This is a genomic window from Mesorhizobium sp. M0195 (genome assembly GCF_040322115.1).
Lineage (GTDB): Bacteria > Pseudomonadota > Alphaproteobacteria > Rhizobiales > Rhizobiaceae > Mesorhizobium.
On record NZ_JAMYSV010000002.1, the window covers coordinates 14,094 to 26,283 of the forward strand.

Below are 12,190 nucleotides of genomic sequence, written 5' to 3' on the forward strand. Positions count from 1 at the left end.
CGACCCATGGCCCGCATCACCCTTCGCCAGCTTCTCGACCATGCCGCCGAGCACGGCTACGGGGTGCCGGCATTCAATATCAACAACATGGAACAGGGCCTCGCCATCATGGAGGCGGCCAGGGCCTGCGACGCGCCGGTCATCATCCAGGCCTCGCGCGGCGCCCGCTCCTATGCCAATGACATCATGCTGGCCAAGATGATGGAGGCTTTGACCGAAATCCATCCGGCCATTCCGCTCTGCATCCATCAGGATCACGGCAACAACGAAGCCACCTGCCTGTCGGCGATCCGCCACGGCTTCACCTCGGTGATGATGGACGGGTCATTGATGGCGGACGCCAAGACGCCGGCGAGCTACGAGTACAACGTCGCCATCACCGAACGTGTCGCACGCATGGCGCATTGGGTCGGCGCTTCAGTCGAAGGCGAGCTCGGCGTGCTCGGCTCGCTGGAAACCGGCCAGGGCGAGGCCGAGGACGGGCACGGCGCCGAAGGTGCGCTTTCCCATGACCAGCTTTTGACCGATCCCGATCAGGCGGTCGACTTCGTGACCGCCACCCGGGTCGACGCGCTGGCGATCGCCTGCGGTACCTCGCACGGTGCCTATAAATTCAGCCGCAAGCCTGACGGCGGCATCCTGGCCATGCAGGTGATCGAGGCGATCCACGAAAAGCTGCCCAACACGCATCTGGTCATGCATGGGTCTTCCTCCGTGCCGCAGGAACTGCAGGACATCATCAACAACTATGGCGGCGAGATGCCCCAGACCTTTGGCGTCCCGGTCGAGGAAATCGAGCGCGGCATCCGCTCCGGCGTGCGCAAGGTCAACATCGACACCGATTGCCGAATGGCCATGGCCGGGCAGTTCCGCCGCGTCGCGACGCAGGACCCGCGCGAATTCGATCCGCGTAAATTCCTGAAACCCGCCATGGACGCGCTGCGCGACCTTTGCCGCGATCGCTTCGAACGCTTCGGCACCGCAGGCCACGCGTCGAAGATCAGGGTGATCGCCATGGATGAGATGGCGAAACGTTACGCCGCAGGAAAGCTCGACCCGCATATCGCAACCGCGAAAGCCGCCTGAGCGGCAAACAGGAGACCTGCCATGAACAAGATCGACATGCCTTCAGCAGGCACGCTCAAGGAAGGCAAGGAACGCTACAGGTCGGGCGTCATCCCCTACAAGAAGATGGGCTACTGGGAGGCCGACTACCGACCCAAGGAGACCGACCTGATTGCCATGTTTCGGATCACGCCGCAGCCCGGCGTCGACCACGAGGAGGCGGCCGCCGCTATCGCCGGTGAATCCTCTACCGCGACATGGACCGTGGTGTGGACCGACAGGCTGACCGCCTGCGAGCTCTACCGCGCCAAGGCATTCAAATCCGAGCCGGTGCCGAACACAGGTCCAGGCACCAGGATCGAGCAACAGTACTTCGCCTATATCGCTTACGACCTCGACCTGTTCGAGCCCGGCTCCATCGCCAACCTGACTGCATCGATCATCGGCAACGTGTTCGGCTTCAAGGCCGTCAAGGCCCTGCGGCTCGAAGACATGCGCATTCCGGTGGCTTACCTCAAGACCTTCCAGGGCCCGGCGACCGGCATCGTGGTGGAACGCGAGCGGCTCGACAAGTTCGGCCGGCCGCTGCTCGGCGCGACGACGAAGCCGAAGCTTGGCCTGTCAGGCCGCAACTACGGCCGCGTCGTCTACGAGGCGCTGAAGGGTGGCCTCGACTTCGTCAAGGACGACGAGAACATCAACTCGCAGCCCTTCATGCATTGGCGCGACCGTTTCCTCTACTGCATCGAGGCTGTGAACAAGGCGTCGGCCGCCACCGGCGAAGTCAAGGGCCATTATCTCAACGTCACCGCCGGCACGATGGAGGAGATGTACGAGCGCGCCGAATTCGCAAAACAGCTTGGCTCCTGCATCGTCATGATCGACCTCGTCATTGGCTACACGGCGATCCAGTCGATGGCCAAGTGGGCACGCCGCAACGACATGATCCTGCACCTGCACCGGGCCGGCAACTCGACCTATTCGCGCCAGAAGAACCACGGCATGAATTTTCGCGTCATCTGCAAATGGATGCGCATGGCCGGCGTCGATCACATCCATGCCGGCACGGTAGTCGGCAAGCTGGAAGGCGACCCGCTGATGATCAAGGGGTTTTATGACACGCTGCGCGAGGAGCGCACGCCGCAGAACCTCGAAACCGGGCTGTTCTTCGATCAGGACTGGGCCTCGCTCAACAAGGTGATGCCCGTCGCCTCGGGCGGCATCCATGCCGGCCAGATGCACCAGTTGATCCACTATCTCGGCGAGGACGTCATCCTGCAGTTCGGCGGCGGCACGATCGGCCATCCGGACGGCATCCAGGCCGGCGCGACGGCCAATCGCGTCGCGCTGGAGGCGATGATCCTCGCCCGCAACGAGGGCCGCGACTATCTGCGCGAAGGCACCAAGATCCTCGAACAGGCGGCCAGATGGTGCACGCCGCTCAAGGCGGCCCTGGAGACGTGGAAGGACGTCACCTTCAACTACGAATCGACCGACACGGCCGATTTTGTGCCAACCGCAACGCCGAGCTTCTAGACGAAAGGAACCGTCGCCATGATGACCAATCCGGGAAACAAGGTCACGCAGGGACAGTTTTCGTTCCTGCCCGAGCTAACCGATGAGCAGATTTCGGCGCAGATCAAATACGCGCTGAAAAACCACTGGGCGGTCAGCGTCGAATACACGGACGATCCGCATCCGCGAAACACCTATTGGGAAATGTACGGCAACCCGATGTTCGACCTGAGGGACCCGGCGGGCATCCTGCTTGAAGTCAACAATTGCCGGAAAGCCATGCCCAACATGTATGTCAGGGTCACTGCCTTCGATTCGACCAAGGGCTGGGAAGCGCCGCGCATGTCATTCATCGTCAACCGGCCACCCAATGAACCCGGCTTCCGGCTGCTGCGCCAGGAGCGCGATGGCCGCAGCCAGGGCTATTCGATCGTCCCTTATGCGACCGACAGGCCCGAAGGCGAGCGGAGCTAGGCGAAACCATGCTGGACGCGATAGCAGAGCGCGCTGCCGCGCAGGGCGAATCGGTTGATCTGCAGGCCGAGTTCGAGGCATCCAACATCGACGAGGTGATGGATAAGCTCGACCGCGAACTCGTTGGTCTAAAACCCATCAAGACCCGTATCCGCGAGATCGCGGCGCTGCTTCTGGTCGACCGGCTTCGCCGCAAGTTCGGCCTGACCTCGGGCGCGCCGACGCTGCACATGAACTTTACGGGCAATCCCGGGACCGGAAAGACCACCTTGGCGCTCAGAATGGCAGAAATCCTGCATCGTCTCGGCTATGTCCGCGAAGGGCACATGGTCGCGGTGACGCGCGACGATCTCGTCGGCCAATATGTGGGCCACACCGCGCCCAAAACCCGCGAAGTGATCAAGCGCGCCATGGGCGGGGTGCTTTTCATCGACGAGGCTTATTATCTCTACAAGCCCGAGAACGAACGCGACTACGGTCAGGAATCGATCGAAATCCTGCTGCAGTGCATGGAAAACAACCGTGACGATCTGGTTGTGATTCTTGCCGGCTATAAGGACAAAATGGACCGCTTCTTCGACAGCAATCCCGGCATGCGCTCGCGCATCGCCCACCACCTCGACTTTCCCGACTACGGCGTCAGCGAACTTAAATCGATCGCCGAGATCATGCTGGCGGAACAGAATTACCGTCTCAGCGAAGCAGCGGCCAAGGCGCTCGAAGAGTATCTCCCGATCCGCATGCGGCTGCCGCATTTCTCCAACGCCCGCTCGGTCCGCAATGGGCTCGACCGTGCGCGGCTTCGCCAGGCCAACCGGCTTTTCACGTCGCGCGACCGGGCGTTGACGAAAACCGATCTTATCACCATCGAGGAATCCGATATTCGCGGCAGCCGCGTGTTCGCGGAAGGTAAGCTCGAAGGCGAACCAGAGACGAAGGCGCGCTGACAAGATGACGGCGGTTGGTGCGCAGCGACCGGAAACGGACGACAGAATGGGAGTCGACGATCATGGATACCAAGACAATCATCGCGCCCTCGGTGCTTTCTGCGGACTTCTCGCGGCTCGGCGACCAGGTCGAAGCAGTCGTCCGGGCGGGTGCCGACTGGATCCATCTCGACGTGATGGACGGCCATTTCGTGCCCAACATCACCTTCGGTCCGGCGGTGGTCAAGGCGATCCGTGATCGGACGGACAAGGTCTTCGATTGCCATCTGATGATCGCGCCGGCCGACGCCTATCTCGCCGCCTTCGCCGATGCCGGCTGCGACGTCATCACGGTGCACGCCGAGGCCGGGCCGCATCTCGACCGTTCGCTGCAGGCAATCAGGAATCTCGGCAGGAAGGCCGGCGTGTCGCTGAACCCGTCAACGCCGGAAAGCGTGATCGAATATGTGCTTGACCGGCTCGATCTTGTGCTTCTGATGACGGTCAATCCGGGCTTCGGCGGCCAGGCATTCATTTCGGCTGTCGTCGACAAGGTCAGGCGGGTCAAGGCGCTGGTTGGCCAACGTCCGATCGACATCGAGATCGACGGCGGCGTCACGCCCGAGACCGCTCCGCTGGTCACCGCGGCCGGCGCCAATGTGCTGGTCGCCGGCTCGGCCATTTTCAAGGGTGGCACCGAGGCTGCCTATCGGGCCAATATCGGCGCCATCAGGCAGGCGGCCGACGGGGCGCTCCAGAAAGCCGCGTAAAACCATCTCATCGGAGGGCAACATGGGGGCAATCCCACCTGTCTGTGATTTCGGCTGGCAAGCCGTCGATTTCGTTTTGCCCGGCGTCGACGGCAAATCGCATTCGATCTTCAGCCACGCCGGCCCGAACGGCTTGGTGGTGGCTTTCATCTGCAACCACTGCCCCTATGTGAAGGCGGTGATTCCGCGCATGGTGCGCGATGCCAACGACCTCAAGGCAGAAGGCGTCGGCTTTGTCGCCATCAACCCAAACGATGCCAACGCCTACCCTGATGATTCCTTCGACAACATGAAACTTTTCGCCAGGACGAACGGCTTCACTTTCCCCTACCTCCACGACGAGCACCAGACGGTGGCGCGTGCCTACGGCGCCGTTTGCACTCCGGATTTTTTCGGGCTCAACAACGAGTTGACGCTGCAATATCGCGGCCGGCTTGACGCGTCGCGACGCGACGCCGAATTGCCCGGCCTCAGGCGCGATCTGTTCGAGGCGATGAAGCAGGTTGCCCGAACCGGCGACGGACCGCTGGACCAGATCGCTTCGATCGGCTGTTCGATCAAATGGAAGGATGCTGCATGAACGTCGGCGCAGGCAGGCCGTTTCGATCGCCTAGGGCGATCCTGTTCGATCTCGACGGTACGCTGGTCGATTCGGCGCCTGATATAACGGCGGCCGTCAACGAATTGCTGGCCGGCCGCGATCTGCCGCCGCTGCGCCTGGATCAGGTCAAGGCCATGATCGGCGGCGGCATCAGGAAACTGGTCGAGCGAGCTTTCGCGGCTTCAGGCACGCCGCTCCTCGGCAGCGCGCTCGATGAGGCCAACCGCGTCATGGCGCCGATCTATCGCAGGCATCTGACCGGCCGCACAAGGCTGATGCCTGGCGTCAGGGAGGTTCTCACGCACTTGCATTTGAGCGGAATAGCCATGGGCGTGGTAACCAACAAGCCGCAGTTGGCGGCACGCGAAATCCTGCTGCATTTTGGGCTGACGGACTATCTCGGCGCGATCGTCGGCGGAGACGCGGTGACATACTTGAAGCCCGCGCCAGACGCGCTATTGCTGGCGCTCGACCAGCTTCAGGTCGAACCTCGTGATACGCTGATGGTCGGAGATAGCAGCGCCGACGTGGCCGCCGCCCGCGCGGCCAGCATGGCAGTCGTTCTGCTGCGTGGCGGATACAGCCAAATTCCCGTTGAAGAGCTTGGCGCCGACCTCGTTTGCGACAGCCTGTTCGATCTGCCGTCCGCGATGCAGACGCTGCAAGACGCTGCGTGACCCCCAAGCGCAAAGTCCAAGCCAACGCCGGCCGGGCGCACTCCAAATGGCCGGCGGTACCGCGTTATTTGGAGAATTGCTTCAGATAGGCAATGACATTGGCGATGTCCTCGTCCTTCTTGAGGCCGGGAAACGCCATCTTCGTTCCTTTGACCATCGCCTTGGGATCGCGAAGATAGTTCGTCAGCGTGGCTTCGTCCCATTTGACACCCGACTTGCCGGCCTCGGTCATGGCCTTGGAATAGCTGAACCCCGGATGCGTCCCGGCCGTTCGGCCGATGACGCCGTTCAACGACGGACCGACCTTGTTCTGGTCCTTGTCTGCGACGTGGCAGACCTTGCATTTGGCAAACACCTTCTCACCCGCCGCCGCATCCTGGGCCTGGGACTGGGTGGTGACAAAGGTAGCGACGGACACGGCGGCGAAAAATGCGACTGCGCGCATGGCATTTCCTCATTGATCGTGTGAGTGCCCTAGATAATTTACGCGTGTCGATGCCTAGACCGCCGGCATCCGTTTTTGTGCGGGAGAGCGAACTATTCGTCCTTTCCCCCGGGACCGGCAGCACCTACACGCCTCGAAAAGCTAGACTGCCGATGAAGGAAGTCAATCGTACAAAGGTCCTGCTTCGTTTCCCGACTGCGCGAAGGGTGTAGCGACAGGCGGTCCACATCATTGACGCCTATTGGCCGAACGCGTAGCCTCACTCCAACCGGTTTGCTGTTTGGGCACCTTCAGGAATCCGCGCAACTCCAAAGCACGAACTCTGGAGAGTTCGCCGCGCAGGCGACGATAAGTGCCAAATGGACATGGTCGATCTCATATTAACGGTGTGCCTTAGCGCCAATCCGGGCAATTGCCGAGATGAGCATCTCTATTTCGAGAGCCGCGGCTCTCTGTTCCAATGCATGTTCCTGGCGCCCGCCGAGATCGCAAAATGGTCGCAGGAAAATCCGAGGCTCAGGGTCGTGCGCTGGAAATGTGCCTTTCCGAGCAAGGAACGAGCGATTTGATAGGCATTCCTGGTTCGTCGACGGCCCTGAAAGGGGAGACGCCATGATGATTTCGCGGCGCGCGACACTGCGCTTGGCGGCTGTGGGGGCAGCCGCCATCCTCGCCTCAAAGCCGGTTGTGAGAGCGACCTTTTGCTGTCGTTCCACCAAAACCTTCCGGGCGTGACCTGATCGCTTTACGGCTCGAATGCGGATTGCAAGTTATTTCGCAGCCAATGGCCAATAGAAACGGCGAGACTGTGAGGCACCGCCACGCGTGCCTGTTCCGCCTGACTAAAAGCAACGTACGTCGGCTTCAGCCTGCGCGCGTTTCAGTTCCGTGCGCGCCGCCTTCGCTGGCGCGCTTTCGCGAAACAACCCTGCCGCCTCCCCTGTCGTCAGTGACATGCTTTTGAAGGTCTCCGCCCTCTCATAGTGATCGTAGGGAAGGATCGAGGCGATAACATCGATCGAGCAGGAACAGCTTTCAAGCGCCTGACGTGTCTGGCCATTTGTTTGCATGCAGCCGAGCACGTAATCGGCAATCGTTGCCGTCGGGTAGTCTCCCGCGGCGCTGGCCGGGTTCGCAAAGGCCAGTGTCGCCGAAAAGACCAGCGGTAGGATAAAAGACCCAACAGATCTGATCATGAGGGAACCTCCAGTTGGCCTGGACACGATGTATCCGGACAGGATTATCGCCCCAATTGGTGACGTACCGCAAAGCCAGTCAAGCTCCCATGGCCTGCTTATAGGACCAAAGGAGGAATGCCCTGTCGACCGGCAAAAGTTGGATTCACGGCCCGCTGCGCACCCCGCTTCCAGCGGTCATTTCATGCCTCGCCCACTATCGGCAACCAACCAGACGCACGCATACTTACCTCGAAGCGATCTTGTAAATTACATGGAAATAAATTCCAAAACGAATTACATCAACAATACAACAACGATATGGATATTATATATGTCGTCGCTTCCAGCCATTCTCTCAATAGTTCCGCGCAGGATACTTCTCTTGTTTGTGTCTTTATACTGCGACGCACCATAATAGATATTGCACCGCAATATCACCTCAGGGTTTTTCCTTGCTTGGCCTTTAGCGATGACATAGCTTTTTCCCTGTTTCCGGCTTCAAGAGCGCCATTGTCAGGGAGCGGTGGCAGTCTTTCGAAGGCCAAGTGGGGCGGGCAATAACGTGCCCTCTGCTTGTCGGGGTAGGTCGTGACAGCTGCCGGAAATTACTTCCCCACATGAATCGCTTGGGCAGGCCCCTTGTGGGCTTGACGGTCGATTCGTCACTGTGAACCTCGGGAGGATGTCGGATGCGTGTACTTGCGAAAACTACCTACATACTGACGACCGCGGCTTTTTTATCGCTCGGCGCTGCCTATACGGCTTCGGCCAATGAAGACCTTGCAAAGCTCGCATCGGATGCGAAGAACTGGGCGATGCAGACGGGTGACTACGCCAACACCCGCTATTCCAAACTCAACCAGATCACTGCCGACAATGTGAAGAACCTGCAGGTCAAATGGAGCTTTTCCACCGGCGTGCTGCGCGGTCACGAAGGCGGGCCGCTGGTCATCGGCGACGTGATGTATGTCCACACGCCTTTCCCAAACAACGTCTATGCTCTGGACCTCAAGAATGACGGCAAGATCCTGTGGAAATACGAGCCCAAGCAGGACACGAACGTCATTCCGATCATGTGCTGCGACACGGTCAATCGCGGTGTTGCCTATGGCGACGGCAAGATCATTCTCAACCAGGCCGACACCACCGTCGTCGCGCTCGATGCCAAGACCGGCAAGGTCGTCTGGTCTGTCAAGAACGGAGACCAGACCGACGGCGGAAAGGGCGAATCCGGCACGTCGGCACCCGTAGTCATCAAGGACAAGGTGCTCGTGGGCGTCTCCGGTGCTGAATTCGGTGTTCGCGGCTGGCTGGCCGCCTACAATCTGAAAGACGGCAAGCTCGCCTGGAAAGCCTATTCGGAAGGTCCTGATGCAGACACCCTTCTCGATCCCGAGAAGACGACCCATCTCGGCAAGCCTGTCGGAAAGGATTCCGGCACGAACACCTGGGAAGGCGAACAGTGGAAGACGGGCGGCGGCACGACATGGGGATGGTATTCCTATGATCCCAAGCTGAACCTGGTCTATTACGGCACCGGCAATCCCTCGACGTGGAACCCGGTCCAGCGCCCAGGCGACAATCGCTGGTCCATGACAATCATGGCTCGCGATGCGGATACCGGTGTTGCCAAATGGCTCTACCAAATGACCCCGCATGATGAGTGGGACTATGACGGCATCAACGAGATGATTCTCGTCGATGGCATGGAGGTCAACGGCGCCAAGCACGACGTGCTGGTGCATTTCGACCGCAACGGCTTTGCCTACACAATGGATCGAGCCACCGGCGAACTTCTCGTCGCCAAGAAATACGATCCGGCAGTGAACTGGGCGACGGAAGTCAACATGGATCCCAAGAGCGACCAGTATGGCCGCCCGCAGGTCGTCGCCAAGTATTCGACCCAGCAGAACGGCGAAGACACCAACTCGACCGGTATCTGCCCGGCCGCGCTTGGAACCAAGGACCAGCAGCCGGCCGCCTACTCGCCGAAGACCGGGTTGTTCTACGTGCCGACCAACCATGTCTGCATGGACTATGAGCCTTACAAAGTGAGCTACACCGCCGGTCAGCCCTATGTGGGCGCCACCGTGTCGATGTATGCGGCGCCTGGCGGTGACGGTAACATGGGCAACTTCATTGCCTGGGATGCAGCCAAGGGTGAGATCGTCTGGTCGAAGCCCGAGCAGTTCTCGGTGTGGTCGGGCGCATTGGCGACAGATGGCGACGTCGTCTTCTACGGTACCCTCGAAGGCTACATCAAGGCGGTCGATAAGGACGGCAAGGAACTCTACAAGTTCAAGACCCCGTCCGGCATCATCGGCAACATCACGACCTACGAGCATGACGGCAAGCAGTACGTCGCCGTTCTGTCCGGCGTCGGTGGATGGGCCGGTATCGGTCTGGCAGGGGGGCTGCTTTCGCCCGACAACGCCGCTGCCTGGCATGGCGCCGTTGATCAGGGCCGTGCGCAGGGCGACCAGACCGCGGTCATTGGAACCGCTGGTCTGGGTGCCGTCGGCGGTTACGCGGCACTTGCCGACTATACGACGCTGGGCGGCCAGCTCACCGTCTTCGGCCTCCCGGACTGATAACCGGGAAGAGCCTTACGGCTAGGTTCGAAAACGAGAGCCCGGGTCACCCCGAAGCCGGGAACCGGGCTCTCGATTGTGCCGCGCACCCAACTCCGATCAATGCCGCTGCACGACGGCAGCCAGGGTTTCTGGCAAACGAAGGAAGAGCCTGAATGATCGTTCGCATTGCAGTTTCCGCTCTCGCCCTGGTCCTGCTGCCTCTGGCCAGCTCAAGTCTGGTACGGGCCGAAGACAGCATGGAGAAAGCCAAGGCGGTGAAGCAAGAAGGAGGCAAATATTTAGATGCGGACGGAAATCCGACCTACAAGATCGAAAACGGAACCGTCGATTGGTACACCTTCAGCGGGTACCGCCGGTATCATTCAGATTGCCATGTCTGTCACGGACAGGACGCCACAGGTTCGAGCTATGCGCCTGCCTTGGTCAATAGTCTGAAAACCATGGATTACGCCACGTTCCTGTCGATCGTCGCCGAGGGCCGCAAGAATGTCGGCGGCGGCAAGGAAAACGTCATGCCTGCCTTTGGCGACAACAAGAACGTCTATTGTTACCTGGACGATCTCTACGTCTATCTGCGCGCGCGCGCCGATGGCGCGGCACCCCGCGGCAGGCCGCCCAAGCACGAAAACAAGGCTCAGGCAGCCAAGGATGCCGAAGCATCCTGCATGGGTGGATGATATGACCGGCTGCACTGCATCGAAGCTGCGCGTCGTTCTGCCGATCCTCGGCCCGCTCGCCTTGCTGCCGTCGAATGTTCTGGCACAAAATGCCGGGCTTGGCGCTGCGGGCGAACTGGTCGATCCCGACATTCTGCGCGTCTGCGCCGATCCCTCGAACATGCCCTTTACCGACAAGAACGGCCAAGGCTTCGAAAACAAGCTGGCTGAACTGGTTGCCAAGAAGACGGGACGGAAATCAGTCGCTTACACGTGGTTTCCCACTGTCACCGGCTTTGTGCGCAACACGCTTGCGGCCAACCGATGCGACATCATCATGGGCTACGCCCAAGGTGATGAACTGGTGCAGAACACCAATGCCTACTACCGCTCCGCCTATGTGCTCGTCTACCCGAAAGGCAACGGCATGGAAGGCATCGAGACGATCGAAGATCCGAAACTTTCCGGCAAGAGAATCGGCGTCGTCGAAAGCACGCCGCCAACCGCCAACATGGCCGCCACCAAGCTTCTGCGGACCGCCAAGATCTACCCGCTGGCGGTGGATACGCGCGTCACTCCTTCCATGGGGGAGGTCATGATCAAGGACCTGCTCGCCGGCAAGATTGACGCGGCAGTCTTGTGGGGGCCGATGGCAGGTTACTATGCCAGGGAACTCGGAGCCGATATCACCATTGTTCCGCTGCTGAAGGAAAAGAAAGGCTCGCGCATGTCCTACCGCATCACCATGGGCGTACGTCCGTCCGACCAGGAATGGAAGCGGACGCTCAACCGGGTGATCAGGGAGAACCAGGCGGAGATCACCAAGCTCCTGCTAGGTTACAATGTGCCGCTGATCGACGAGCACGATAATCCGATTACGCAATAGTCGGGATGGGGGAGGAGGAGTACAAACCAACGCGATGAACAATTGAAGAGAAGGCTACGGCTATTTTCGGTAGTTTTGTTTTTCGGCCTTTCAAAACCTTGTGTTTCATTTGTCCATTTGAGACGTGATGGACGAGCCATTGCTTCGGTGCGCTGCAATGGTTGGCTAACCACCGGATCGGCCCCTTCGGGCTGGTAGAAGAGGAGAAATGTTATGAAGAAGAGCTGGACAAAACCGACGATGTGTCAGGTTGCTGCGGGCTTTGAAATTTCGCGGTATCTGCCTGCTGAAATTACTCCCAAGAAGTAGGCCGCAGAGGTGCGTGTCCCTGGCAACAGGGGCACGCATCCCCTTGCCGCATGGGATTTTCGTGAAAGAGTTTGAGGCGCGCAAAGCGGGCGGG

Annotated in this window: 13 protein-coding genes; 11 read left to right on the forward strand and 2 right to left on the reverse strand. The window is 60.1% G+C overall.

The window, feature by feature from the left end; genetic code table 11:
• Positions 1–6 precede the first annotated feature (6 nt).
• From fba to gph, 7 genes are all read left to right on the forward strand, one after another.
• Complete coding sequence (gene fba, locus NKJ12_RS04910; protein ID WP_352701442.1) at positions 7–1,086, forward strand: class II fructose-bisphosphate aldolase; 1,080 nt, start codon at positions 7–9, stop codon at positions 1,084–1,086.
• A gap of 21 nt (positions 1,087–1,107) precedes the next feature.
• Positions 1,108–2,601: a ribulose-bisphosphate carboxylase large subunit gene (locus tag NKJ12_RS04915; RefSeq protein WP_502900440.1), complete on the forward strand. Its 1,494-nt coding sequence runs from the start codon at positions 1,108–1,110 to the stop codon at positions 2,599–2,601.
• An 18-nt stretch (positions 2,602–2,619) separates the two neighbouring features.
• Complete coding sequence (locus NKJ12_RS04920) at positions 2,620–3,054, forward strand: ribulose bisphosphate carboxylase small subunit (protein WP_023678835.1); 435 nt, start codon at positions 2,620–2,622, stop codon at positions 3,052–3,054.
• 8 nt (positions 3,055–3,062) lie between these two features.
• Positions 3,063–4,001, forward strand: a complete 939-nt coding sequence (cbbX, locus tag NKJ12_RS04925) for a CbbX protein (protein ID WP_352701443.1) — start codon at positions 3,063–3,065, stop codon at positions 3,999–4,001.
• A gap of 62 nt (positions 4,002–4,063) precedes the next feature.
• Positions 4,064–4,750, forward strand: coding sequence for a ribulose-phosphate 3-epimerase (gene rpe, locus NKJ12_RS04930; protein WP_352701444.1), 687 nt, complete (start codon positions 4,064–4,066; stop codon positions 4,748–4,750).
• 22 nt (positions 4,751–4,772) lie between these two features.
• A complete protein-coding gene (locus NKJ12_RS04935) occupies positions 4,773–5,330 on the forward strand; it encodes a thioredoxin family protein (protein WP_352701445.1) in 558 nt (185 codons plus the stop codon).
• A complete protein-coding gene (gph, locus tag NKJ12_RS04940) occupies positions 5,327–6,028 on the forward strand; it encodes a phosphoglycolate phosphatase (protein WP_352701446.1) in 702 nt (233 codons plus the stop codon). The genes NKJ12_RS04935 and gph overlap by 4 nt, the downstream gene beginning before the upstream one ends.
• A 64-nt stretch (positions 6,029–6,092) precedes the next feature.
• On the opposite strand, the gene NKJ12_RS04945 is transcribed toward gph, so the two are convergent.
• Positions 6,093–6,473 (reverse strand): c-type cytochrome, encoded by a 381-nt coding sequence (locus NKJ12_RS04945; RefSeq protein WP_352690120.1) that lies wholly within the window; start codon positions 6,471–6,473, stop codon positions 6,093–6,095.
• Positions 6,474–6,832: 359 nt separating this feature from the next.
• Between NKJ12_RS04945 and NKJ12_RS04950 the strand changes: the two genes are divergently transcribed.
• Positions 6,833–7,042 carry a hypothetical protein gene (locus NKJ12_RS04950; RefSeq protein WP_352690118.1) on the forward strand — a complete coding sequence of 70 codons (210 nt, stop codon included), beginning with the start codon at positions 6,833–6,835 and terminating at the stop codon, positions 7,040–7,042.
• A gap of 273 nt (positions 7,043–7,315) precedes the next feature.
• Here NKJ12_RS04950 and NKJ12_RS04955 read toward each other — a convergent pair whose 3' ends face one another.
• A complete protein-coding gene (locus NKJ12_RS04955; RefSeq protein WP_352690117.1) occupies positions 7,316–7,669 on the reverse strand; it encodes a hypothetical protein in 354 nt (117 codons plus the stop codon).
• A gap of 671 nt (positions 7,670–8,340) precedes the next feature.
• Between NKJ12_RS04955 and NKJ12_RS04960 the strand changes: the two genes are divergently transcribed.
• The 3 genes from NKJ12_RS04960 to NKJ12_RS04970 all read left to right on the forward strand — a co-directional run bounded on the left by NKJ12_RS04960 (position 8,341) and on the right by NKJ12_RS04970 (position 11,787).
• Positions 8,341–10,242, forward strand: a complete 1,902-nt coding sequence (locus NKJ12_RS04960; RefSeq protein WP_352701447.1) for a methanol/ethanol family PQQ-dependent dehydrogenase — start codon at positions 8,341–8,343, stop codon at positions 10,240–10,242.
• 155 nt (positions 10,243–10,397) lie between these two features.
• Positions 10,398–10,922, forward strand: coding sequence for a c-type cytochrome, methanol metabolism-related (locus NKJ12_RS04965; RefSeq protein ID WP_352701448.1), 525 nt, complete (start codon positions 10,398–10,400; stop codon positions 10,920–10,922).
• A gap of 1 nt (position 10,923) precedes the next feature.
• The gene (locus NKJ12_RS04970; protein ID WP_352701449.1) at positions 10,924–11,787 is read left to right on the forward strand and encodes a substrate-binding domain-containing protein; all 864 of its coding nucleotides are present in this window, start codon (positions 10,924–10,926) and stop codon (positions 11,785–11,787) included.
• Positions 11,788–12,190: the final 403 nt, after the last annotated feature.